This window comes from Streptomyces sp. SCA2-17 (assembly GCF_044336695.1).
This window is the reverse complement of record NZ_CP117521.1, coordinates 4,821,026-4,845,173: the sequence shown is the minus strand read 5'-3', so window position 1 is coordinate 4,845,173 and position 24,148 is coordinate 4,821,026. Positions and strand designations below refer to the sequence as shown.

The window sequence follows — 24,148 nt, the reverse complement described above, 5'->3', positions numbered from 1 at the left end:
AGCAGTGCCGGGTCCGTCTTTTCAGACTAGATTAAAGCCACGAAAAGCCGCAATACGGACACCTAAGCTACCGGCCCGTACGGCTTGCCCCCTCCCCTCAGGGAGCGACGCGGCCGTTCTTGTTGAACGCGGCGTACGTGAGCGGCATGAGCTTCGCCCACTCGGCCTCCATCTTCTCGCCGACCATCTCGATCTCGCGCTGCGGGAAGGAGGGGACGGCCGCCTGCTCGTGCTGGGTGCGCAGGCCGAGGAAGTGCATCAGCGAGCGCGCGTTGCACGTGGCGTACATGGACGAGAACAGGCCGACCGGCAGCACCGAGCGCGCGACCTCGCGGGCCACGCCGGCGGCCAGCATCTCCTGGTAGGCCTCGTAGGCCTCGCGGTAGGTGTTCTCCATGACGCGCGTGGTGAGCTCGTGCTGCGCGTCGGTGCCCTCGACGAAGACGTACTTGCCGGGGCGGCCCTCCTGGACGAGCTTGCGCTCGGCGTCCGGGACGTAGAAGACGGGCTGCAGCTCGCGGTAGCGGCCGGACTCCTCGTTGTACGACCAGCCCACGCGGTGGCGCATGAACTCGCGGAAGACGAAGATCGGCGCGCTGATGAAGAACGTCATCGAGTTGTGCTCGAAGGGGCTTCCGTGGCGGTCGCGCATCAGGAAGTTGATCAGCCCCTTGGACCGCTCCGGGTCCTTGGTGATCTCTTCCAGGGACTGCTCGCCGGCGGTGGAGACGCGGGCCGCCCACAGCACGTCGGAGTCGGCAGCGCTGTGCTTGACCAGCTCGACGGTCACATCGCCGCGGAACGTCGGCTCGGCTTCTTTGGCGGTCTCGGTGGGGCTGTCGGTCACCGGCGGGGTCCTTCCAGGTGCAGTGCTCGGGCGGCGCCCAGCCTACGGGCCGCCACTGACAGCCGGTCCGCAAGCGGTCCCCTTACGGCCCCGCCGCGGCAGGGGGAAGCTGCTCACTGGTTGAGATTTTTCACAGAAGTCCCCGAAAACGGGCACCTGGAGCCGTCTTCGCTCGTCCCTATGTACGACAGCACGTTTTCGAGGTTCCTAGGAGAGCCCCCATCATGTTCCGCCGGCGAGAGCCCGTGCCGTTCGCCTTCGTCGCCGAGGCCGAGCGCTACCGCAGCAACGTCACGCCGCCGCCCCGAGAACGCGCGAGCCGCTCGCAGATAGCCGGCCGTGTGCTCGTGGGTCTGACGGTGGCGACGGGGCTGGTCGGAGCGCTGCTGTTCGGGATGCCGTCGCTGCAGCCCAGCGTGCAGGACACGCACCAGTCGCAGCGTTCCGAGGCCTCGGACGGCCGCTGACGGCAGGTGACCACCGAGGGTGGGATCCGGCGCACCGACCCTGGTGTGCCCGGGTCCCGCCCTTTTCTATAGCCTCACCGGGCACAGCCATTCGAGCGTGCGTGCTGATGAGTGAGGAAACGTCGTGCCCCTGCCCTTTCTGACCGCCGACCGCGACGTCGAGGAGCTCGCGCCCGCCACCGCCGCGGCCGTCACGCCCGCCGGGTACGACGAGGCCCCTGCCCGCCGGCAGCGCCCGTACCGGCCCGGTCCGTGGCGCGTGGGCGTCACCGCGCTGTTGCTGCTGCTCGCCTCGTACGTCCTCTTCGCCGCGATGATCATCGCGGTGGCCGGGCCGCTGCCCGTCGCGGGCGTCTGTGTGGCCGTCGCCGTCCTGGTGATCGTGACGGCTGTCCGCCTCGTGCGGGTCGGCGTGTGGGTGGGCGAGGACGGGCTGCGGCACGTACGGCTGCTGTCCGCGAAGACGGTGCCCTGGGCGGAGGTGACGGCCGTGCGCACCGTGCAGCAGCCCGTGCGGTGGCTGGGTCTCCCCCGCACCGTGCAGGGGCAGGCCGTCGTGGTGGAGCGTGCGGGCGGTGCGCCGCTGGCGACGCTCGTCACCAGCCACGGGGCGGACTTCCTCGGCCGGCCCCAGGCCTTCGACATCGCGTGCGACGCGGTGGAGGGCTGGGCGGCGGACTACCGCCGCGCCTAGGCCCTCCTGCGCGCCGCTACGCGTCCACCCGTACGGGCTTGCCGTCGTGGAGGGCGATCGCCCGCTGCATGGCCTTGCGGGCGCGGGGGGTGTCCCGGGCGTCGTGGTAGGCGACGGCCAGCCGGAACCAGGCGCGCCAGTCGGACGGGGCGTCCTCGGTCTCGGCCTTGCGCTTGGCGAAGACCGCGTCCGCGGAGTCCCGGTCGATGCGGCCGGCCGGGGTCCGTACCAGCTCGTCCACCGGCAGGCCGCCCTCGGCGTCCAGCTCGCGCGCCAGGCGGTTGGCGTCGCGCGCGAACTTGGTGGTCTGGTAGAGGAACCAGGCCCCGATGAACGGCAGGACCAGCACCGCCGCGCCGAAGGCGATGGTGACGGCGGTGCCCTGCTGGAGGAGCATCACCCCGCGGCTGCCGACCAGGACGAAGTAGACGACCAGGACGGCGGCCAGGGCGAAGTAGACGATTTTGGCGCGCACGGTGCTCAGCCCAGATCCAGGAAGTGTTCCAGGCCGAACGTCAGGCCCGGGGTCGCCACGACGCGCCGTGCGCCGAGCAGGATGCCCGGCATGAAGCAGCTGTGGTGCAGCGAGTCGTGCCGGATGGTGAGCGTCTCGCCGGTGTCGCCGAACAGCACCTCCTGGTGGGCCAGGAGGCCGCGGAGCCGCACCGCGTGCACGGGCACGCCGTCGACGTCGGCGCCCCGTGCGCCCTCCAGGGCCGTCGTGGTGGCGTCGGGCTGCGGGGGGCAGCCCGCCTCGCGCCGCGCGGCCGCGATGAGCTGCGCGGTGCGGGTGGCCGTGCCCGAGGGGGCGTCGGCCTTGTTCGGGTGGTGCAGCTCGACGACCTCGGCGGACTCGAAGAAGCGGGCCGCCTGCCGGGCGAAGGTCATGGTCAGGACGGCCCCGATGGAGAAGTTCGGGGCGATGAGCACGCCGGTGGCGGGGGACGCCGCCAGCCAGGAGTCCAGCCGCGCGAGGCGCTCCTCGGTCCAGCCGGTGGTGCCGACGACGCCGTGGATGCCGTTGCGGACGCAGAACTCCAGGTTCTCCATGACCGAGTCGGGGTGCGTCAGCTCGACCGCGACCTGGGCTCCCGCCCCGGTCAGCGTCTCCAGCTTGTCGCCCCGGCCCAGCGCGGCCACCAGCTCCATGTCGTCGGCGGCCTCGACGGCCCGTACGGCCTCGGAGCCGATCCGGCCCCCGGCGCCGATGACCGCCACGCGCAGCTTGCTCATCGTCCCTGCTTCCTTCGAACCCCTCGACCAGGCGATTGTCGACCAGTCGATTTAAGAAACGGCCTCGTGCAGGCGTGCGGCCTGCTTGTCCTTCAGCGGGCCGATGACGGACAGCGAAGGACGCTGTCCCAGTACATCGCGGGCCACCTCGCGGACCTCGTCCGGGGTGACGGCCGAGATGCGGGCCAGCATGTCGTCGACCGACATCTGGTCGCCCCAGCACAGCTCGCTCTTGCCGATGCGGTTCATGAGCGCACCGGTGTCCTCCAGGCCGAGGACGGTGGAGCCCGCGAGCTGCCCCACGGCGCGGCTGATCTCCTCGTCCGGGAGGCCCTCCGACGCGACCTTGTCGAGCTCGTCGCGGCAGATCTTCAGCACGTCGTGGACCTGGCTCGGACGGCAGCCGGCGTAGACGCCGAAGAGGCCGCAGTCGGCGTAGCCCGAGGTGTAGGAGTAGACGGAGTAGGCGAGGCCGCGCTTCTCCCGGACCTCCTGGAAGAGCCGGGAGCTCATGCCGCCGCCGAGGGCGGTGTTGAGCACGCCGAGCGCCCAGCGGCGGTCGTCCGTGCGCGCCAGGCCCGGCATGCCGAGGACGACGTGCGCCTGCTCGGTCTTGCGGCCGAGCACCTCCACGCGGCCGGCCGTGCGGATCGTACGGGCGCCGGAGCGCGGGGCGACGGGCGTCGCGTCCGTACGGTGCAGGGCGCCGGCCCGGTCGAAGGCGGCGCGGACCTGGCGGACGACCTTGGCGTGGTCGACGTTGCCCGCGGCGGCCACGACCAGGCGCGTGGGGTCGTAGTGCTTCTTGTAGAAGCGCGCGATCTGGTCGCGGGTGAGGGCGTTGATGGTGTCGACCGTGCCGAGCACGGGGCGGCCCAGGGGGGTGTCGCCCAGCATGGTGTGCACGAACAGGTCGTGCACGCAGTCGCCGGGGTCGTCCTCCGTCATCGCGATCTCTTCGAGGATCACGCCGCGCTCCGCGTCCACGTCCGCCGCGTCGATCAGCGAGCCCGTGAGCATGTCGCAGACGACGTCGATGGCCAGCGGCAGGTCGGTGTCGAGCACGCGCGCGTAGTAGCACGTGTACTCCTTGGCCGTGAACGCGTTCATCTCGCCGCCGACGGCGTCGATGGCCGAGGAGATGTCAAGCGCGCTGCGCTTGGCCGTGCCCTTGAAGAGCAGGTGCTCCAGGTAGTGGGTGGCGCCGTTCAGGGCCGGGGTCTCGTCGCGGGAACCGACGTTGGCCCAGATGCCGAAGGTCGCGGAGCGCACGGACGGCAGGGTCTCGGTGACGATGCGCAGACCGCCCGGGAGGGTGGTGCGGCGGACCGTGCCGATGCCGTTCTCGCCCTTGAGAAGCGTTTGGGTACGGGCGACGGCCCGCCCCTCCGAGGAGGTGCGGGCCGTCTTCCGTGTACTACGGGACGTCACTTGGCGGACTCGTCCTTGGTCTCGTCGGCCTTGTCGCCGTCCTCGCCCTCGATGACCGGGATCAGCGAGAGCTTGCCGCGCTGGTCGATCTCGGCGATCTCGACCTGGACCTTCTGGCCCACGCCGAGCACGTCCTCGACGTTCTCCACGCGCTTGCCGCCAGCGAGCTTGCGGATCTGCGAGATGTGCAGCAGACCGTCCTTGCCCGGCATGAGGGAGACGAAGGCACCGAAGGTGGTGGTCTTGACGACCGTACCCAGGTAGCGCTCGCCGACCTCCGGCATGGTCGGGTTGGCGATGCCGTTGATCGTGGCACGGGCGGCCTCGGCGGCCGGGCCGTCGGCGGCACCGATGTAGATGGTGCCGTCGTCCTCGATCGTGATCTCGGCGCCGGTGTCCTCCTGGATCTGGTTGATCATCTTGCCCTTGGGGCCGATGACCTCACCGATCTTGTCCACGGGGATCTTGACGGTGATGATCCGCGGGGCGTTCGGGGACATCTCGTCCGGCGTGTCGATGGCCTCCATCATCACGTCGAGGATGTGGAGACGGGCGTCGCGGGCCTGCTTGAGGGCCGCGGCCAGGACGGAGGCCGGGATGCCGTCCAGCTTGGTGTCGAGCTGGAGCGCGGTCACGAACTCCTTCGTACCGGCGACCTTGAAGTCCATGTCGCCGAACGCGTCCTCCGCACCGAGGATGTCGGTGAGGGCGACGTAGTGCGTCTTGCCGTCGATCTCCTCGGAGATCAGGCCCATGGCGATGCCGGCGACGGGGGCCTTCAGGGGCACACCGGCGTTCAGCAGCGACATGGTGGAGGCGCAGACCGAGCCCATGGAGGTCGAGCCGTTGGAGCCGAGCGCCTCGGAGACCTGGCGGATGGCGTACGGGAACTCCTCGCGCGTCGGCAGGACGGGCACGATGGCCCGCTCGGCCAGGGCGCCGTGGCCGATCTCGCGGCGCTTCGGCGAACCGACGCGGCCGGTCTCACCGACGGAGTACGGCGGGAAGTTGTAGTTGTGCATGTAGCGCTTGCGGGTCACCGGGGAGAGGGTGTCCAGCTGCTGCTCCATGCGGAGCATGTTGAGGGTGGTGACGCCCAGGATCTGGGTCTCGCCACGCTCGAACAGGGCGGAGCCGTGGACGCGCGGGATGGCCTCGACCTCGGCGGCGAGCGTACGGATGTCCGTCACGCCGCGGCCGTCGATGCGCTTCTTCTCCTTGATGACGCGCTCACGGACCAGGGACTTGGTCAGCGAGCGGTACGCGGCGGAGATCTCCTTCTCGCGGCCCTCGAACTCCGGCAGGAGCTTCTCGGCGGCGATCTCCTTGACGCGGTCGATCTCGGCCTCGCGCTCCTGCTTGCCGGCGATGGTGAGCGCCTGGGCGAGCTCGCCGCGGACGGCCTTGGTCAGGGCGGCCAGGACGTCGTCCTGGTAGTCCAGGAAGACCGGGAACTCGCCCTCGGGCTTGGCGGCCTTGGAGGCGAGCTCGGACTGGGCGCGGCACAGCACCTTGATGAAGGGCTTCGCGGCCTCGAGACCGGCGGCGACGACCTCCTCGGTGGGGGCGTCGGCGCCGTCCTTGACCAGCTGGATGGTCTTCTCGGTGGCCTCGGCCTCGACCATCATGATCGCGACGTCGCCGTCCTCCAGGACGCGGCCGGCCACGACCATGTCGAAGACGGCGTCCTCGAGCTCGGTGTGGGTCGGGAACGCGACCCACTGGCCCTTGATCAGGGCGACGCGGGTGGCGCCGATCGGACCGGAGAAGGGCAGGCCCGCGAGCTGCGTGGAGCAGGAGGCGGCGTTGATGGCGACCACGTCGTACAGGTGGTCGGGGTTGAGCGCCATGACCGTCTCGACGATCTGGATCTCGTTGCGCAGGCCCTTCTTGAAGGAGGGGCGCAGCGGGCGGTCGATCAGGCGGCAGGTGAGGACGGCGTCCTCGGAGGGCCGGCCCTCACGGCGGAAGAAGGAGCCGGGGATCTTGCCGGCCGCGTACATCCGCTCCTCGACGTCCACGGTCAGGGGGAAGAAGTCGAGCTGGTCCTTGGGCTTCTTGGAAGCGGTGGTCGCCGACATCACCATGGTGTCGTCGTCCAGGTACGCCACGGCGGAACCGGCGGCCTGCTTGGCCAGGCGGCCCGTCTCGAAGCGGATGGTGCGGGTGCCGAAGGCGCCGTTGTCGATGACGGCCTCGGCGTAGTGGGTCTCGTTCTCCACCAGGGATATCTCCTCGTCTGCGTCCCGGCCCGTGTGGCGGGGACGGTGGCGGAGGAGCGTCTGTGCTGGCCGGTCTTCGATCGAAGCACCCGGATTTCCCTGATCCGGGGGCCACTACCGAGGACCGGCGGCGAGCGGAGCGCTCCTCCTCGTACGGTTCGGCACTCGTGCCGTCGTGGACACCAGACTACAAAGGTTCTGCTGTCCACGAGATACGCAAAGGGAGCGGCTCCCAGATGGTGGGAACCGCTCCCTTCACGGTGTCTTACTTGGCGCCGGCGGCACCGCGGCGGATGCCGAGGCGCTCGACCAGGGCGCGGAAGCGCGTGATGTCCTTCTTGGCCAGGTACTGCAGCAGGCGGCGACGCTGGCCGACCAGGAGCAGCAGACCACGACGGGAGTGGTGGTCGTGCTTGTGCTGCTTGAGGTGCTCGGTCAGGTCCGAGATGCGGCGGGTCAGCATGGCGACCTGGACCTCGGGGGAGCCGGTGTCGCCCTCCTTGGTGGCGAACTCGGCCATGATCTGCTTCTTCGTAGCGGCGTCGAGCGACACGCGGTACTCCTTCTGAGTGTCTTTTGGCCACCGAGTGCCCCTGGTCTCTTACTCAGGGGAGCTTCCGTTACTCGGGAGGCGGGGTCCGCTGGGCGCTGTCCCCAGAGGCCGGTGAAGGCACTCCGGAGGCGCGTACACAAACGGCCGTTGCACAGAGTACCAGGCCGGGCCAGGGGGCTGGCCGCGGAGGGGGCGGGGGCTGGTGGCGCGGGCCTCATGCGGGGGCTGCGTGGGGGCCTCATGCGGCGGGGTCGGCCGCCGCCTCATGCGGGGCGGGGGTGCCGCCTCATGCGGGCGCCCGTGCGGGGCTGGTCCCGGCCTCATGCGGGCGTCCCGTGACCGCCCCGTGCGGCCGCCTCATGCGGACGCCTCAGCCCGCCGAGAGGCTCCGGGCCGCCGAGTACAGGTCGAGGACCGCCAGGCACAAGGGTACGAGCGCCAGGAGCAGGGTGCTTTCGGCCAGGTCGGAGACGCGCCCCCAAAAGGGTGACAGGCCCTTGGCGGGGACGATCAGGGCGACAGCGGTGAGCAGGCCGCCACCAAGGGTGACCGCGGCGGCCAGCCAGAGCGTACGGACGTCGAGGGAGCCGCCGGCCGCGCCGGCGGGAGGCAGGAGGGAGAGGCCGAGGACGAGCAGCACGAGCGCCGCGAGGCCCGCCCCGAGGACGGCGGCGACCTGGGCGGTGTAGCGGAAGAGGCGGGCGCGCAGCAGCATCGCCAGGCCGGCGGCGAGGGCGAGGAGCCGGGGCCAGGGGCCGCCGCCCGGGGTGAAGGCCAGGACGGCCGTGGAGCCGGTCACGACGGCCGCGCAGCCGCCGACGAGCCCGAGCAGCAGCTCGTGGCCGCGGCGGACCTGGGCGGCGATGCGCGGGGCGTCCACGGGGTCGGCCTGCGGGGCGCCGCCGCGGGAGGGCGTCCGGTCCGCGGTGACCGCGGCGCGCGGGGCGGCGTAGCCGATGGGGAGGCGGGCGACGCGGGCGGAGAGGCCGGGCAGGAAGGCGATGGCCCCTATGGCGACGACGGCGCAGACGGCTGCGGCGTCGGCCGGGCGGGCCTCGGTGAGGACGGCGCAGAAGGCGGCCACGGTGCCGGTGGCCGCGGCGGCCAGGGCGGCGACGAAGGGGGCGTCGCCGGCCGGCATGACGGCGACGAGCACGGCGGCGGCGACGAGCACCGTCGCGCAGCCCAGCAGGAACTGCAGCCGCCCCGCCCCCTCGCCCGGGGCGGGGGCGAGGATCCCTGCTCCGGCGATCATCACGTGCGGGAGGGCGGCGAGGCCCAGGGCGACGGCGGACGCCCGGTCCGCGTACACCCGGGCCCGTACGCCCGCGAGGGCCGTCAGCAGCACGCCGGCAGCGGCGGCGACGGCGCCCGGCAGTCCGTGCATGTCGTGCCGGACGGGGTCGGCGAACCACAGGGCGAGGCCCATGAGGGCGAGCAGCAGCGCCCCGCCGGCCAGGCCGCAGGCCCGCAGGAGGCCGTCGTTCCAGAGGGTGTGGTCGCGGGTGACGGCGGAGGCGACGGCGTCGCTGACGTCGTCGTGCACGGCGGGCGGCAGGGACTCCGCGAAGGGGCGCAGCGCGAGCAGGTCGCCGTCGAGGACGCGCTGGGCGGCGAGCGAGCGGGCGCTGTCGAGGACGGTGCCGTCACGGCGTACGAGGTGGTAACCGGTGGGGGTGCCGGCCGGTTGGGTCTGGCCGGTCAGGCGCAGGATCTCCGGGTACACGTCGGCGACGGCGATGTCGTCCGGCAGGGCGACGTCTATCCGGCTGTCGGGCGCGACGACGGTCACTCGGCAGAAGCCGGTCGCAGCGGGCGTACTCACCTATCAGGCCCCTTGATTCACTTGGTTCACGGTGCGCGGCCGTGCTCCGCGGGCGGCTGTTCCCGCCCCGTGCGGGCCGGCCCGCGCGCGGCTGTGCGCGACTGTGCGGCCACCCTATCCGGGGGCTCCCGTACGTACGTCGATAGGATCACCGTTCCGCGCAGGGGGGCCGTCGCCGACAGGGCGACAGGCGGCACCACGCGGAACTGTTCTTGCCGCGCGGAGGGGTTGAGGCATCCGGTGAGCCAGATCGTGGTCAGTCGTCCCCCACGGGCCCTGCCGCCGGAGGTGCCCGGCGAGGAGGTCCTCCTGGAGGCGCCCCCGGAGCTGCCGAGGGACCGTCAAGAGGGGCTGCTGATGCAGCTGCTGCCGACGCTCGGCATGGCCTCGTCGATGGTGTACTTCTTCATGCCCGGCGCCGCCCCCATGATGAAGATCATGGGCGTGCTGATGATGTGCTCGACGCTCGGCATGACCGTCGCGATGATCGTCCGGCACCGGCAGGGCGCCCAGGGGCGAACAGCGGACATGCGTCGCGACTACCTCAAGTACTTGTCGCAGACCCGGCGCACCGTGCAGCGCACGGCCAAGGCGCAGCGGGACGCGCAGTTCTACCTGCACCCCTCCCCCGACCAGCTGTGGTCGGTGGTGGCCGAGGGCACGAGGCTGTGGGAGCGGCGCGCGAGCGACGACGACTTCGCACAGGTCCGCGTCGGGCTGGGCACGCAGCAGCTCGCGACGCCGCTGGTGGCGCCCGAGACGGCGCCGATAGACGAGCTGGAGCCGCTGACGACGGGAGCGATGCAGCAGTTCCTGGCGACGCACGGTTCGCTGGACGGCATGCCGGTGGCGCTGTCGCTGCGCGCCTTCTATCACGTGACCCTGTCGGGCGACCCGGAGTCGGTGCACGGGGCGGCGCGGGCCCTGGTGGCGCAGCTGGTGACGCTGCATTCGCCGGAGGACCTCGTGGTGGCCGTGGTCTCCGCACGGGGCGCGGCGTCGTACTGGGAGTGGACGAAGTGGCTGCCCCACGTGCAGGTGCCCGGGGCGGCGGACGGCGCCGGCATGAGGCGGCTGATCGGGGACGACCTGACGGAGCTGGAGGACCTGCTGCGGCCGCGTCTGGAGGGCCGTACGCGCTTCAGCCGGGACGGTCAGCCGGTGCTGGACCAGCCGCACGTGGTAGTCGTGCTGGACGGCGCCGCGGTGCCGGCGGACTCGGTGTTCGCGGCGCCCGAGGGGCTGCAGGGCGTGACCGTCGTCGAGGTGGTGACGGGCGATCTGGGAGAGCCGCGCGGCGGGCTGTCGGTGGTCGTGCAGCCGGGTTCGCTGCGGCTGGTGTCGCAGGTCGCTGTCTACGAGGGGGTGCCGGACACGCTCGCCATGGAGGCCGCGGAGGCGCTCGCGCGGCAGCTGGCGCCGATGCGCATGGGCGGGGGCGGCGACGGCGACGAGCCGCTGCTGGCGAACCTGGACTTCACGGATCTGCTGGGGCTGGGCGACGCGGGCTCGGTGGACGTGGCGCGCACGTGGCGGCCGCGTTCGGCGGCGGAGCGGCTGCGAGTGCCGATCGGCGTCAGCGAGGACGGCGCCCCCGTGATGCTGGACCTGAAGGAGGCGGCGCAGGACGGCATGGGGCCGCACGGGCTGTGCGTGGGTGCGACCGGTTCCGGCAAGTCCGAGCTGCTGCGCACCCTGGTGCTGGGGCTCGCGGTCACGCACAGCTCCGAGACGCTGAACTTCGTCCTGGCCGACTTCAAGGGCGGTGCGACGTTCGCGGGCATGTCGGAGATGCCGCACGTGGCCGCAGTGATCACCAACCTCGCCGACGACCTGACGCTGGTCGACCGCATGCGCGACTCGATCACGGGTGAACTGCAGCGCCGGCAGGAGCTGCTGCGGTCGGCGGGCAGCTACGCCAACATCCACGACTACGAGAAGGCGCGGGCCGCCGGTGCCGCCCTGGAGCCGCTGGCCTCACTCGTCCTGGTGATCGACGAGTTCAGCGAGCTGTTGACGGCCAAGCCCGACTTCATCGACATGTTCATCCAGATCGGCCGCATCGGCCGGTCCCTGGGCGTGCACCTGCTGCTGGCCTCGCAGCGGCTGGAGGAGGGCCGGCTGCGCGGCCTGGAGACGTACCTGTCGTACCGGATCGGCCTGCGGACGTTCTCGGCCGCGGAGTCGCGCACGGTGCTCGGCGTGCCGGACGCGTACCACTTGCCGTCGGTGCCCGGCTCGGGCTACCTGAAGTTCGGCACGGACGAGATGACGCGCTTCAAGGCGGCGTACGTCTCGGGCACGTACCGGCAGGACGCGCGCACGGGGCCCGGCACGGGGCCGCTGCCGATCGAGCGCCGTCCCGTGCTGTTCACCGCCGAACCGGTGCCGGTCACCTACACCGCCCCGGCGTCCGTGACGCCCTCGTCGCCCGGCCCGGGCGACGACGCGCTGGCGGACACGGTCCTCGACGTGATCGTGCGCCGGCTGGAGGGCCAGGGCCCGCCGGCCCACCAGGTGTGGCTGCCGCCGCTGGACCGGTCCGCGGCTCTCGACGAGCTCCTGCCTCCCCTGGCGGCCGTGCCGGGCCGCGGCCTCACGGCGCCCGAGCATCCGCGCCTGGGCCGCCTCAGCGTCCCGATCGGCCTGGTCGACAAGCCCTTCGAGCAGCGCCGGGACGTGCTGTACCGCGACTTCTCGGGCGCGGCGGGCAACATGCTCGTCGTCGGTGGCCCGCAGTCCGGGAAGTCGACGCTGATGCGGACGCTGGTGTCGGCCTTCGCGCTGACGCACACCCCGGCCGAGGTGCAGTTCTACGGGCTGGACTTCGGCGGTGGCGGCATGAGCGCGATCGAGGGCCTGCCGCACGTGGGCGGCGTGGCGTCCCGGCTCGACCCCGAGCGGGTGCGCCGTACGGTCGCCGAGGTGGCGGGCGTCCTGGCCCGCCGCGAGGAGTACTTCCGGGCGAACGGCATCGACTCGATCGGCACGTTCCGGCGGATGCGGGCGTCGGGCGAGATCACGGACCAGCCGTGGGGCGACGTCTTCCTCATCGTCGACGGCTGGGCGAGCTTCCGGCAGGAGTACGAGCTGCTGGAGGGCCTCGTCTCCGACATCGCGGCGCGCGGCCTGGGCTACGGCGTCCACGTCGTGGTGACCGCCTCCCGCAACATGGAGGTCCGCGCCTCCCTCAAGGACCAGCTCCTCAACCGGCTCGAACTGCGGCTCGGCGACACCATGGACTCGGAGTTCGACCGCAAGGTCGCCGCCAACGTCCCCGCCGGGGTGCCCGGCCGCGGCCAGCTCCCCGAGAAGCTCCACTTCATGGCCGCGGTGCCCCGTACCGACTCCGACAGCGACCCGGAGACCCTCACCGACGGCACCGCCGCCATGGTGCGCGCCGTCAGCGAGGCATGGGGCGGCCCCGGGGCGCCCGGAGTGCGGCTCCTGCCGCGCCGGCTGCGCGCCGACGAACTGCCCAAGGGCTTCGAGCACCCGCAGCACGGCGTGGCCTTCGGCATCGACGAGACCAACCTGGAGCCGGTCTTCGTCGACTTCGAGACGGACCCGTTCTTCCTCGTCTTCGGCGAGAGCGAGTCCGGCAAGACCGCCCTGCTGCGCCTCCTGGCCAAGCAGATCACGGAGCGGTACGGGCCCGACGAGGCGAAGATCGTGGTCGGCGACTACCGCCGTACGCTCCTCGACGTCGTCCCGAGCACGCACCTGCTGGAGTACGCGCCGGTCGCCTCGGCCCTGACGGTGCACGCCGACGCCCTCAACCGCCTCATGGAGCGGCGCGCCCCGCAGCCCGACATCACGCCGCAGCAGCTGCGCGACCGCAGCTGGTGGTCGGGTCCGCGCTTCTTCGTCATCATCGACGACTACGAGCTCGTCTCCACCGGCAGCGGCAACCCGCTCTCCGTCCTCACCGAGAACCTGCCCTTCGCGCGCGACGTCGGCGTGCGCTTCATCATCGCGCGCAGTTCGGCGGGCGCGTCCCGGTCGATGTACGAGAGCTTCATGCAGCGGGTGAAGGACCTGGGCGCCCAGGGCGTGCTCCTGTCCGGCGACCCGGGCGAGGGCGACCTGCTCGGCGGCGTACGGCCGCACCAGATGCCGCCGGGACGCGGGTACTTCGTGTCGCGGAAGCGGGGGGTGCCGCTGGTACAGGTGGGGTGGCTGCCGGAGGAGGTGTGAGGGGTCCTATACCACTCGGCCCCGCCCCAGGGGCGTTCTGCGAGTACCGTCCCGGAACCAACTCTGTGGTGGATCCATCCGGAGTACGCTGCTCACGACTGTTGCCCCGGTGGACGTCAACTGGCATGGCGTCCAGGGGAATCCGGCGGAATTGCGCACCGAAAGGCGGCCCCTGCCCCATGGACGAACACGAGAAGGACGAGCTCTACGCCCGTGACATCTCCGGTCTCGAATGGCTGAGCGCGCCCGAGGCCAAGGACGACGAGGAGCGCGTCGAGATCGCCTACTTCTCCGATGGTGCAGTGGCGATGCGGTCCTCGACCGACCCCGATACCGTTCTGCGCTACACCCCGGCCGAGTGGCGGGCTTTCGTGCTGGGTGCGCGGGACGGCGAATTCGATCTGCAGTAATCCGGAGTAAGCCGGCGGACAAGCGTGCAGGGGGTGTAATGCCGGTGCCCCGGCTGTCCACCCCCTGCATGCCGTCGTGCGGCCCGTCGGCGGCTGGTTCAGCAGCCGGCTCCGCAGCCTGGCTCAGTAGCTGATGTCGAAGAGCTGCGAGGCCTTCTTGTCGGTGGCGTGGAAGTGCTCGCCACCCTTCAGGACGAGGTCCGCGACCTGCTTGAGCGTCGCCTGGATGTGCGCGCTCCGCTTACGGAATTCGGCATCCACCTGAAGCATCATCTGGTGGGCCTCACCGTGCCAGCCGGCTGCGACGTTCTCCACAGCCTGGCGCATGTCCTCGAGCTCCCGCTCGATCACGCCCGCGGCCTTCTTGATGTCATCGTGCGCGGTCTGCAGGGAGCCGTAGCGGACTACAAGCTCTCCACCCTGGTCTGCCATGTGTCCCCACCCTTTGTGGTGTTGTTCATCGGTCGAAAGTGCATCGGAACCGGCGGGCGCGGGCGCCCGGGCCGGTTCAGTGGAGGTCGATCGCGCTGCGCTGCTGCGGAGGGTTGTGGCCGCCGCCGGCACCGCCGTGTGCGGAGCCGCCGCTGACGTCGACGCCCCTCATCTGGGCGGCGATCTCCCCGTCGGTCGCCCCGGAGGCGCGGTGCGTCAGGACGACAGCCTCCCGCACCCGGTCGATCATCCGGCGCACGCGGTCGTGGTCGTCGTTCAGGTCGCTCTGCGCCTTACGGAAGGCCCGGTGGGCCTCGCCCTTCCACGAGCCGCCGTCCAGCGTGGCGATGACGTTCGCCAGCTGGCGCAGGTTGGCCGAGAAATGTCCGCTGGTCTTGTCGATGGCGTCCGTGAAGGCCTTGAACGCCTCGTCAGTGACCTTATGGCTGTCGTTCTCCGACATGTTCCGCCTTTCCCCCGAAGGGCCTGTCTTCCAAATGTGTAAATGACGCCGGACACCGGTAGTGCGGGGTGGGGCGACGCCGGTGCCTGATCGCGTGCCGTGCACCGTCCCGTGGTCGGCTCGCCCGCCGTCCGGTCACTACCTCGAGCCCTCCCCTGGAGCGCCGCGAGGGCGCTCATATCACTCTAGCCACTCACGACGCGTGCCCCAACCACGTACATACCAGGTCGCTTTGCAGCCTTGACATACCGTCACAGACCTCACGAGCCGCGCAGCCCGCGGCGTCGCCGGTGTTCCCGCCCCACGACGGCCGCCCCCGCGATCGCCGCGACGAGCACAGCCGCCCCGCCCAGCACGTACGTGGCGAGGCGCTCCTTGCGCTGCTGCGGGGTCTCACCCGCGGCCAGCGGGGCCACGTCGGGGGCCCGTACGTTGCGCGCCTGGGGCTTGGCCGGGGTGACGCGGTCGATCGGGTGGGCGTCCTCTGTGAGGGCGCGGACGGGGTCCACGACTCCCCAGCCGACGTAGCGGTCGTGGCCGTTGGTGGCGCGTTCCGCGGTCTGTTCGATCTGGGCCACGACCTGGTGCTGCTTCCAGTCGGGGTGCTTGGCGCGGATAAGGGCGGCGACGCCGGCCACGTACGGGGCGGAGAAGCTGGTGCCGTTGTCGACGCACTGGCCGCCCAGGGGGACGGTGGAGACCATCTCGACGCCGGGTGCGGCGACACCCACGAACTCGCCGGGCTGCGAGAAGGGCGCACGCTCGTTGTTGCGGTCGGACGCGCCGACCGCCAGGACGCCCTTGTACGCGGCGGGGTAGGTCTCCTTGACCTCGCCGCCGAGGCCGTCGTTGCCCGCCGAGGCGACCACGACGATGTCCTTGTCCAGGGCGTCCTTGACGGCGAGTTCGAGGTCGGAGTCGGGGAGGAGGGCCTTCGTCGTGTCCTGGGAGATGTTGATGACGCGTGCCCCGGCGGCGACGGCCAGGCCGATGCCCTGAGCGAGGGTGCGGGAGGTGCCCGTGCCCTTCTCGTCGTTCTGGCGGATCGGGATGATGACCGACTCCGGGGCGATGCCGACGAAGCCACTGCCGGTGGACGGGCGGGCCGCGATGATGCCCGCGACCTTGGTGCCGTGGCCCACGAGGTCGAGGGTCGGATCGGGCTTCGGCTTCTCGGGCTCCTTCTCCGGCGGCTTCTCCGGGCTCTTCTCGGGGCTCTTGGACGGGCTCGGCTCCGGGGACTTCTCCGGCTTCCCCGACGCGTTCCTGCCGCCCCCCGAGGGGCTGGCCGACGGGCCCGGCGACGGCGTGCCCTTGCCCTTCTTCCCGTCCTTCGAGCCTGCCGCGGGGCTGGGGGACGGTCCTGGCGCGGGCGCCTGGGGCCCGTCCTTCGCGTTCGCCCTCACACCGGTCGCGTCCTTGGCGCCGCCGGCCGTGCTGCTGCCGTCCTTGGCCGCCTCCGGCATACCGGTGAGCAGGTCGGCCCCGCTCGCGGCGTCGACGGCGCCCTTCAGCTGCGGGTTCTTGACGTCGACGCCCGTGTCGATGACGGCTACGCGGACCGGCCGGCCGGCGCTGTCCCGGCCCTTGGTGTCCTGCCAGAGGCGGTCGAGGAGGATCCGCTGGAGGGACCAAGGGGTGCCCTTGATGGGCTTGGCGGGATAGGTGCACTCGCCGCTGCCGTCGAGGTTCACCGGCATGGGTGAGGCCTCGTGCGGGGGCGTGGCGTGGTACGCGGGTGGGGCCTCATGCGCGAATACGGGGTTGTGCGCGGGCAGGGCCTCATGCGCGGCCCCGTGCGGGGATGCGGCGTAGGGCGCGGGCCGGGCCCCGTGCGGGGGTACGGCGTCCCTCGCGGCGGCGGGGGACGGCGCCGCGGCGGCGGATGCGGCCGTCGCGCCCATGGTGAGTGCCGCCGACAGGGCGAGGGCAAGTGATGTGGTCGTTCGTGGCATCGGCTGTCTCACGATCCCTGCGGCTGCCTGGCGCTGTTGGTGTCCAGCCGCGGCCCCGTCGGCAGGAACTGCGACCAGTTCGCCGGCACGGGCAGGGGCTCGACCTTTCCGTAGCCGAGCCTGGTGCGTGCCTGGTCGGCCTCGGCGGGGCCGGCGCTGCCCGCCGCCTCATGCGGCGCCTCAGGCGAGCCGTCCGGGTCCGCCGACGGGGTGGCCTTCTTGCCGATCTTCGACTTGCCCGCGCCGCTGTCGCTGTTGGACTGGACCGCGTAGCGCAGCCCCGTGTCGGTGACGAGGAAGACCGATCCGCTGTTGGTCTGGCGCCCCGTGACCTGCCGGTAGAGGAGCCCGGAGCCCGGGGTGACGTACGCGCTGGTGGCACCGTCCGGAATGGTCGCCGGGTACTCGCTGCCCGCCCAGGTGGCGAGTTCGGTGGTGCCGCCCGCGGACATGCCCCCGAAGATGCTGCACACCGTCTTGTTCGTGGTGCCGGACTCGGTGAAGTTCGCCTGCCGGGGCATCGTGGCGGGCCAGTGGTACTGCCCGTAGAACTCGTCTTCCGCCGGGGTGAAGGCGGCCGCGCTCACTCTCTCGGGCACGCCGGCCTGGCCGAGCGCCGCCAGCTTCTTGCTGTTGAGGAGCAGCTTGGCGACGAGCGGCGAGACGCGCTGGACCTTGCCACGGAGCACCACGTAGTTCTGGGTGCCGCTGCCGGTGGGCGCCTCGAGGACGGTGCCGACGCGGTCGGCCTTGCCCGGCAGGGTGCCGATGCCCGCGTCCGCGCCGATGTCGCCGCCGGTCTCCGGGAAGACGATGGGCGCGCCGTCGTGCAGGGTGTCCAGCCAGTCCTTGGTGACGGGCTGGGCCTTGGCCCCGTCGTTGAAGACGGAGCGGAGCAGCAGGTTGTGGTCGGAGGCGTCGGCGGACCGCCAGTCCTCACCACCGAGCAAGTACTTGGTGCCCTGGGGGTCGACGAGGTAGCGGGCCTCGTCCGGCCCCTGCACGTACAGGGCCTGGTTGCCGCGCAGGCGCTGTTCGCCGGTGAGCTTCTTCAGCTTCGGGTCGCGCCCGGCGAAGAGGAAGACGGCCTTCTGGGTGGTCCGCCCCGTGCCGCCGGGCTGCTCGCATACGGCCCACTGCTTCTGCTTGCCCGCCTCGTCGGCGCCGGGCATGCGGTCGGGGGCGTACGGGATGCCGAGCGTGGGGCCGCGCGGGATGTGGCCGTTGTCGAGCTCCTCCTCCTTCACCTTGATGACGGTGGACTTCTCCGGGGTCAGGAGCAGTTTCGCGGAGGCGAAGTTGAGGACGGGGTGCAGCTGTTTCTTGCCGTCCGTCTTCAGGACGACGTAGCGGGTGGTGGACTGGCTGCCGACGATGACGTGTGCGGCCTCGTCGTCCCAGCCCTTGGGGGCGGTCGGCCGGAACATGCCCCATGCCCCGAAGCCGGCGACCAGCACCGCGCCGGCCACGAGGCCGGGCAGGACCGCGCGCAGGGGGCGGGGTGCTCCCTCCTCCGTCCCGCTGGGCGAAGGCTGCAGGAAGGCCGCGATCGTGCGCTTCCTCGCGAAGATGTAGGCATTGAGCTCGTCCCGCCGTGATGCCATGTGTAGCCGCTCTCTCCTCTGGTCGTCGGCGTCGGTCGACAGGCGCTGCGCTTGGTCGGGTTGTCGTACCGGCCCCTACTATGCCGGTAGGGATCAGCGCGCCTGTCAGGGCATGCCGCTGATCGGATTCCCGGCCGGTCCACGGAGACGGCCGAAAACGGCTGAGGGGGCTGTGACGGGCATGGGTGCCGCAACGCAGATGCGGGCGCGGGGGAATGCCGCGCACGGGGCGACCGCCGTCGCCCCGCGGGCCGCGGCACGAGGCGGGGGCACGGGGCCGGTGCGGCTGCAGCAGCTCGTGCTGATCGAGGTCGCCGCGGGCCTCGTGCTGCTCGGCTGGGCGTCCGGCCCGCTGCTGCTCGCCCCGGCCGCCGTGGTGGCGGTGGTGCTGGTGCTGCTCGCGCTGGTCCCGCTGGGTCAGCGGCCCGTGGCCGAGTCGCTGCTGGCCTCGCTGTCGCTGCGGGCCCGCGTCCGCAGCGCGGCACCGGCGGACGCGGGCACGGACCCGGCGATCGCTCCGGTGGTGGAGTGCGAACCGGCTCTGCGGACGAGCACGTTCACGGACCGCGGGCAGCGTGCGGTCGGCCTCGTGGGGGACGGCACGTTCGTGACGGCCGTGCTGCGCGTCGACGCCTTGGACGCCCCGCTGCGCCCCGTGCGGGCTGAGAAGGCGCTGCCGCTGGCTCTGTTGCGGGACGCCTTGGACGTCGACGGCATCCGGCTGGAGTCCGTACAGGTGCTGCAGAGCACTCTGCCGGCGCCGGCCCCGCACCTGTCCTCGGAGGCGCTGGCCGCGCGGAACTACGCGCCGCTCCAGGCGCTGTCCGGGGCTCCGGCGGTACGGACGACGTGGGTGGCGCTCAAGCTCGACCCCGAGCTGTGCCCGGAGGCCGTCGAGGCGCGCGGCGGGGGTGAGGAGGGCGTGCGCCGCTGCGTGCTGCGTGTTGCGGATCAGCTGGCGAGCCGGCTGCAGGGGGCCGGGTTCCGGGCGGTGCTGCTGTCCGAAGAGGATCTGACGGCCGCGCTGTCCACGGCGGCGAACATCAACCCTGTGGCCTCCGCGCAGGCCGCGCGGTCCGCCACGCCCGCACGGCGCACGCTGGAGGGCCCCCGGGCGCTGCGGTGCGACGACCGCTGGCACACGACGTACTGGCTGGCGCGCTGGCCGCAGCTCGGGCCCGGGGCCACCCCTCTGCCGCAGCTCGCCGCACACCTCACCTCGCTGCCCGCCCTGTCGACGACGCTGAGCCTGACGCTGGGACGCGGAGGCCTGCGCAATGGGCGTCATGCCCCGACGCTGACCGCGCACATCCGGGTGACGGGGCGCAGCTCCGACGAACTGGCCGCGACGCGGCGGGAGCTGGAGCGTGCGGCGCGCGCCGCGCGGACCGGCCTCGTGCGGCTCGACCACGAGCAGGTGCCCGGCATGCTCGCCACTCTGCCCCTGGGAGGCACGCGCTGATGGCCACCACTACGACCTCCCCCGCGGCTACGGGTTCGCCCTCCGGTGCCCGTACGGGGTGGCTCCGTGCCGGGCGCGGGCTGCTCGGGCCGCGCCGCGGCCGGCACGAGCTCGCTGCCGAGGAGTTCGAAGCGCTGGCGCTGCCCGTCGGTGACGACGGTGTGGTCATCGGCACCGACCCGCATGAGGCGCCCGCGGTCCTCGGGGTGGCCCGCCCCGTGCCGTTCGACGCCGTCCTGATCGGCGGCGCCTGGACGGCTCAGGTGATCGCCCTGCGCACGGTCGGCATCGGGGCCCGGATCGCGGTGGAGACCGGCCGCCGCCAACTGTGGACCGGGCTCGCCCAGGCCGCCAACAGCGGGCAGCCGTGCGTGACGCTCCACGACGTCGGCCGGGTGCCGCCGCAGGGGCCGTCGGTGCACAGCCCGGTGCTGGTCGTACGCGACTGCGGTGCGCGACCGCCCCGCGGCCGGGTCGTGGCCGCGCCCTGGCAGTCGGTCCTGACACTGCTTCCCTACGTCGGGCCGGACGCACCGCGCCTGCTCGGCGGTGTCGACCTCGTCGGCATCCAGCGGGTCTCGCCGGAGGAGGCGGAGCTGCTCGGCCGGATCCTGGGGCTGCCTCAGGCCGACGTCGAGGCGCTGCCTACGCTTCCGGAGACGGTGACGCTGTGGTGCGCCCGGCGGGCGTGGACGTACGTCGACGTGCGGGCGAGCGAGGCCGAGACGAGGCTGCTGGGAGCCCCGCGCCGCATGGACTGACCGGCCGCCGGACGGATCGGCCCTTGCCGGACCTGCCCTTGCCGGGGACGAAAAGCAGTTTGTTGCCGCCGCTGTCCTCCGAGTTGCTGTCCGACAGCCTGCGTACTCCCGCGCTCCCCACCGGCCTGGTTGGTCCGGCACGGGGCCGCAGGTGACGCACGGGGCGGCCGGTGGGGTGGGGGCGGGCCTGCCCCGGCGGTGCGTATGGCGATTAGGCTGGGTGGGAGTACGGACGGGGGACCTCCACGGCATCCCCTGTCGCTAACGGGGGACACCCAGGCGGTCGGACGACGGGAACGGTCGGGCCCGACAGGCATTTCATGGGCGCTAGACCACACCAGGAGGCAATGTGAGCAGCGATCGGGACGAGATCCGCGCAGGCGGGTCCGCAGCCGGCGAGGACCGGTCCGACGCCGGTCACGAGCAGGAAACCGACACCATGGGCGAGTTCACCATCGACTACACGCCCCCTGCCTGGTACACGCAAAACGCCTCCTCCGCCGTGACGCCGACGGCGGGTCAGGGCGGCACCGGGGGTGACGCGCAGCCGGTCCTGCCACCCCCGCCTTCGGGTGAACCGCTGCGGATGCCGCCTTCGGCGGCCGAGGACCGGAACGGCCTCGCGGAGCCTCCTGCCGAAGCCCCCTCCGTCTCCCCCGCTCCTTCCGCGGGAGGCGGGGCCAGCAGCCCTGCCACGATGCCGTTCTCCGCAGCGGTGCCGCAGGACGAGGCTGCGGCGGTGCCGAACGCCGGGGCGGTGTCCGGTGCGGAGAGCCCAGCCGGAAGCCTCACGGGCGCGGCGCCTGCCGCGGGCGGCCTCTCCGCCTCGGGTGACGCCGGCTCGGCAGGCCCGCACGGGGCCGACGCCGAAGCGGGCACGGGGCAGGCGCATGAGGCGGACGCCGTGCAGGCGCATGAGGCGGACGCGGGCCACGACACGCCGGCCCGCTCCGAGTCCGGTGCGAACCCCTCGGCGGACGACAGCACTTCCTCCTCTGGCAGTGCTGCCGGCGAGGAGAGTTCAGAGACGGCTGAGTCCACGCCTTCTGCCGGCTCTCCGGTTCCCGAGGCCGCGGAGCCTGCGTCCGAGGCCGAGCGCGCCACCGCCTCGCGCCCCGAGGGCACCATGCGGTTCTCCGCCGCCGCTCTGCGGGACAGGGTTGCCGACGAGGCGGGCGGGCAGCCGGCAGAAGCGGGACAGGACGCGCAGGGGGCCACGTGGGCTCCGCCGCCGGTCCCTCAGGCCGCACTGCCCCCGCTCCCCCCGGACTTCGCCCCGGCGGCCCCGGCTCCGGTCCCGGCCCCGAACGCGCAGCAGCCGTCCGACGCCCCTGCGCCGCCCCAGGCGGCCCCGCAGGGCTTCCCGCCCGCCCCGGGCCCGTACGCCGCGCCCCAGGCCCCCCAGGACGGTTCCGGCGCGCCTGCCCTCGCAGCGGCCCAGGAGGCCGCGCACGGGGCCGGTGGCGCCCCCGTGCCGCCGCACGGAGCAGCGCCGGTTGCCTACCCGCCGGTGCCGCCGCTCCCGCAGCCGGACGCTCAGGCCGCCCCGGTGCCGCCTGCGCTCAACACCCCTGCGCCGCAGGACGGCTACGGATACCCGCGCCCCGATGCGCACGGCGCACCCGTACCGCCGCCCCTCGACGGCCAGCAGCCCCACACGGCGCCGGCACCGTATGCGGCTGCTCCGGCACCGCAGGACGGCTACGGGTACCCGCGTCCTGAGGCGCACGGGGCGCCCGCACCGGCGCCTCATGCCTACCCTCTGGCAGCGCCCCATGCGCAGCCGCAGCAAGCCGCCGTCACGCCTCCCGCGCAGACCACGGCCGCCCCGGCACCGCAGGGCCTCACCGGCCCGCATGAGGCCCCCATGCCGCCCGCCCCGCCCGCCCCGAACGCCCAGGCGCCGCAGGACGGCTACGGGTACCCGCGTCCCGCAACCCCCGCGCCTCATGCGGCGCCTCATGCCCCCGTGCCCCCTGCGCTCGACGGTGCCCCGCGTGCCGACGCGCACGGCGCCCCCGTGCCGCCGTCCCCCGACGCCCAGCAGCCGCCCGCGGCACCGGCACCGGCGCCCCATGCCGACGCGCAGCAACTCCCCCACGCCCAGAACGGCTTCAGCGGCTCGCCCGCACTGCCGCCGGCCGTGCAGGCGCAGCCGGGCCCCACGGGCGCGCATGAGGCGGCGGCAGCACCCGCCCCCGCCCCCTACCCGTACGCCCAGGCGCCCTACGCCGACGGCGGCCTCCCGCCCGCTCCGGACGGGGCACAGGGCGGGCTGCCCAACGACCCGCGCGCCGGGGGCTGGCCCACGGTGACGCCGGAGCAGCGGCAGCGTTCCGTGCACGGGGCCCCGCTCGGGTTCACCGCCTCCATGGAGCTGTCCTCGGAACGGCTGCTGCGCAGCAAGCCGAAGCCGAAGAAGCAGATGGCCACGCCCCGCTTCAAGTTCGGCGGCAAGAAGGAGGAGGCGGAGCGGCAGCGCAAGCTGGAGCTGATCCGTACGCCCGTCCTCTCCTGCTACCGGATCGCCGTGATCAGCCTCAAGGGCGGCGTCGGCAAGACGACCACGACCACCGCGCTCGGCGCGACGCTCGCCAGCGAGCGCCAGGACAAGATCCTCGCGATCGACGCCAACCCCGACGCGGGCACGCTGGGCCGCCGCGTGCGGCGCGAGACGGGCGCGACGATCCGCGACCTCGTCTCGGCGATCCCCAGCCTGCACAGCTACATGGACATCCGCCGGTACACCTCGCAGGCGCCCTCCGGCCTGGAGATCATCGCCAACGACGTGGACCCGGCGGTCTCCACGACCTTCAACGACGAGGACTACCGGCGGGCGATAGACCTGCTGGGCCGGCAGTACCCGGTCATCCTCACCGACTCGGGTACCGGTCTGCTCTACAGCGCCATGCGCGGCGTCCTCGACCTCGCCGACCAGTTGATCATCGTCTCCACGCCGTCCGTCGACGGCGCGAGCAGTGCCAGCACCACGCTCGACTGGCTCCATGCGCACGGCTACGCCGAGCTCGTCTCGCGCAGCGTCACCGTCATCTCCGGGGTCCGCGAGACCGGCAAGATGATCAAGGTCGAGGACATCGTGTCGCACTTCGAGCAGCGGTGCCGCGGCGTGGTCGTCGTCCCGTTCGACGAGCACCTGGCGACCGGCGCCGAGGTCGACCTGGAGATGATGCGGCCGAAGACGCGTGAGGCGTACTTCAACCTCTCGGCCATGGTCGCGGAGGACTTCACCCGGGCCCAGCAGCAGCGCGGCGTCTGGGGCGGGGAGCCCGCACCGCAGCAGCAGCCGCAGCAGGCGCCCCCCGTGGGGCAGATGCCGCCCGCCCCGTACGCCCCGGAGCAGGCCCAGCAGCCCGGCCAGCCGCCCGCCTCCCCGTACCACCCCTACGGCCCGCAAGGCCCGTACGGAGGCGCACAGCCGCCCCAGCAGCCGGGCCCGTACCCGCAGCAGGGACAGCCCGGCGCACCGGGCGGTTACGGCTACCCGCAGCAGTAGCACCGCACGGAGCGGAAACACGAGAGGGCCCCATGCGGCAACCGCCGCATGGGGCCCTCCTCGCGTCTCCAGGAGTAC

At 72.6% G+C, this 24,148-nt stretch carries 18 protein-coding genes; 7 read left to right on the top strand and 11 right to left on the bottom strand.

Translation table 11 applies throughout. The features are described 5' to 3' along the window. Positions 1-97: 97 nt before the first annotated feature. Complete coding sequence (thyX, locus tag PS271_RS22010) at positions 98-847, bottom strand: FAD-dependent thymidylate synthase (RefSeq protein WP_398383966.1); 750 nt, start codon at positions 845-847, stop codon at positions 98-100. A gap of 224 nt (positions 848-1,071) precedes the next feature. Between thyX and PS271_RS22005 the strand changes: the two genes are divergently transcribed. Further along, positions 1,072-1,314, top strand: a complete 243-nt coding sequence (locus PS271_RS22005; protein WP_120759614.1) for a hypothetical protein — start codon at positions 1,072-1,074, stop codon at positions 1,312-1,314. Between the two features lie 124 nt (positions 1,315-1,438). Continuing rightward, the gene (locus PS271_RS22000) at positions 1,439-2,008 is read left to right on the top strand and encodes an SCO5741 family PH domain-containing membrane protein (protein ID WP_398383965.1); all 570 of its coding nucleotides are present in this window, start codon (positions 1,439-1,441) and stop codon (positions 2,006-2,008) included. 16 nt (positions 2,009-2,024) lie between these two features. On the opposite strand, the gene PS271_RS21995 is transcribed toward PS271_RS22000, so the two are convergent. From PS271_RS21995 to eccD, 6 genes are all read right to left on the bottom strand, one after another. Further along, positions 2,025-2,483: a hypothetical protein gene (locus PS271_RS21995; protein ID WP_398383963.1), complete on the bottom strand. Its 459-nt coding sequence runs from the start codon at positions 2,481-2,483 to the stop codon at positions 2,025-2,027. Between the two features lie 5 nt (positions 2,484-2,488). Continuing rightward, a complete protein-coding gene (gene dapB / locus PS271_RS21990; RefSeq protein ID WP_398383961.1) occupies positions 2,489-3,241 on the bottom strand; it encodes a 4-hydroxy-tetrahydrodipicolinate reductase in 753 nt (250 codons plus the stop codon). A gap of 51 nt (positions 3,242-3,292) precedes the next feature. Next, a complete protein-coding gene (locus PS271_RS21985; protein WP_398383959.1) occupies positions 3,293-4,672 on the bottom strand; it encodes a M16 family metallopeptidase in 1,380 nt (459 codons plus the stop codon). Further along, on the bottom strand, positions 4,669-6,894 hold the full coding sequence (locus tag PS271_RS21980) for a polyribonucleotide nucleotidyltransferase (protein ID WP_398383957.1): 2,226 nt from the start codon (positions 6,892-6,894) through the stop codon (positions 4,669-4,671). Before PS271_RS21980 ends, PS271_RS21985 begins: the two co-directional genes overlap by 4 nt. A 265-nt stretch (positions 6,895-7,159) precedes the next feature. After that, positions 7,160-7,447, bottom strand: a complete 288-nt coding sequence (rpsO, locus tag PS271_RS21975; RefSeq protein WP_045934183.1) for a 30S ribosomal protein S15 — start codon at positions 7,445-7,447, stop codon at positions 7,160-7,162. A 370-nt stretch (positions 7,448-7,817) separates the two neighbouring features. After that, positions 7,818-9,272: a type VII secretion integral membrane protein EccD gene (eccD, locus tag PS271_RS21970; protein WP_398383954.1), complete on the bottom strand. Its 1,455-nt coding sequence runs from the start codon at positions 9,270-9,272 to the stop codon at positions 7,818-7,820. Positions 9,273-9,512: 240 nt separating this feature from the next. Between eccD and eccCa the strand changes: the two genes are divergently transcribed. Both eccCa and PS271_RS21960 read left to right on the top strand, forming a co-directional pair. Then, positions 9,513-13,469 (top strand): type VII secretion protein EccCa, encoded by a 3,957-nt coding sequence (eccCa, locus tag PS271_RS21965; protein ID WP_398383953.1) that lies wholly within the window; start codon positions 9,513-9,515, stop codon positions 13,467-13,469. A 179-nt stretch (positions 13,470-13,648) separates the two neighbouring features. Continuing rightward, positions 13,649-13,879, top strand: a complete 231-nt coding sequence (locus PS271_RS21960; RefSeq protein WP_356286905.1) for a DUF397 domain-containing protein — start codon at positions 13,649-13,651, stop codon at positions 13,877-13,879. A 123-nt stretch (positions 13,880-14,002) separates the two neighbouring features. Here the strand turns inward: PS271_RS21960 and PS271_RS21955 are convergent, their stop codons facing one another. From PS271_RS21955 to eccB, 4 genes are all read right to left on the bottom strand, one after another. Then, positions 14,003-14,311, bottom strand: a complete 309-nt coding sequence (locus tag PS271_RS21955; protein ID WP_398383951.1) for a WXG100 family type VII secretion target — start codon at positions 14,309-14,311, stop codon at positions 14,003-14,005. Between the two features lie 76 nt (positions 14,312-14,387). Beyond that, a complete protein-coding gene (locus tag PS271_RS21950; RefSeq protein ID WP_398383950.1) occupies positions 14,388-14,774 on the bottom strand; it encodes a WXG100 family type VII secretion target in 387 nt (128 codons plus the stop codon). 260 nt (positions 14,775-15,034) lie between these two features. After that, on the bottom strand, positions 15,035-16,474 hold the full coding sequence (mycP, locus tag PS271_RS21945; RefSeq protein ID WP_398386983.1) for a type VII secretion-associated serine protease mycosin: 1,440 nt from the start codon (positions 16,472-16,474) through the stop codon (positions 15,035-15,037). Between the two features lie 263 nt (positions 16,475-16,737). Continuing rightward, entirely contained in the window at positions 16,738-18,333 is a 1,596-nt protein-coding gene (eccB, locus tag PS271_RS21940) for a type VII secretion protein EccB (protein WP_398383948.1), read from the bottom strand. Positions 18,334-18,514: 181 nt separating this feature from the next. Here eccB and eccE point away from each other — a divergent pair, with 181 nt between their 5' ends. The 3 genes from eccE to PS271_RS21925 all read left to right on the top strand — a co-directional run bounded on the left by eccE (position 18,515) and on the right by PS271_RS21925 (position 24,070). Further along, entirely contained in the window at positions 18,515-19,795 is a 1,281-nt protein-coding gene (gene eccE / locus PS271_RS21935) for a type VII secretion protein EccE (RefSeq protein ID WP_398383946.1), read from the top strand. Then, the gene (locus PS271_RS21930) at positions 19,795-20,556 is read left to right on the top strand and encodes a hypothetical protein (RefSeq protein ID WP_398383944.1); all 762 of its coding nucleotides are present in this window, start codon (positions 19,795-19,797) and stop codon (positions 20,554-20,556) included. The genes eccE and PS271_RS21930 overlap by 1 nt, the downstream gene beginning before the upstream one ends. A 349-nt stretch (positions 20,557-20,905) precedes the next feature. After that, a complete protein-coding gene (locus PS271_RS21925; protein WP_398383942.1) occupies positions 20,906-24,070 on the top strand; it encodes an SCO5717 family growth-regulating ATPase in 3,165 nt (1,054 codons plus the stop codon). Positions 24,071-24,148: the final 78 nt, after the last annotated feature.

Bases quoted from the DNA above. Each gene is read 5' to 3' on its own strand.
- mycP (WP_398386983.1), bottom strand. From the start codon at position 16,474: ATGCCGGTGAACCTCGACGGCAGCGGCGAGTGCACCTATCCCGCCAAG.
- PS271_RS22005 (WP_120759614.1), top strand. From the start codon at position 1,072: ATGTTCCGCCGGCGAGAGCCCGTGCCGTTCGCCTTCGTCGCCGAGGCC.
- PS271_RS21950 (WP_398383950.1), bottom strand. From the start codon at position 14,774: ATGTCGGAGAACGACAGCCATAAGGTCACTGACGAGGCGTTCAAGGCC.
- eccE (WP_398383946.1), top strand. From the start codon at position 18,515: ATGGGTGCCGCAACGCAGATGCGGGCGCGGGGGAATGCCGCGCACGGG.
- dapB (WP_398383961.1), bottom strand. From the start codon at position 3,241: ATGAGCAAGCTGCGCGTGGCGGTCATCGGCGCCGGGGGCCGGATCGGC.
- PS271_RS21930 (WP_398383944.1), top strand. From the start codon at position 19,795: ATGGCCACCACTACGACCTCCCCCGCGGCTACGGGTTCGCCCTCCGGT.
- eccB (WP_398383948.1), bottom strand. From the start codon at position 18,333: ATGGCATCACGGCGGGACGAGCTCAATGCCTACATCTTCGCGAGGAAG.
- PS271_RS21960 (WP_356286905.1), top strand. From the start codon at position 13,649: ATGGACGAACACGAGAAGGACGAGCTCTACGCCCGTGACATCTCCGGT.
- PS271_RS21955 (WP_398383951.1), bottom strand. From the start codon at position 14,311: ATGGCAGACCAGGGTGGAGAGCTTGTAGTCCGCTACGGCTCCCTGCAG.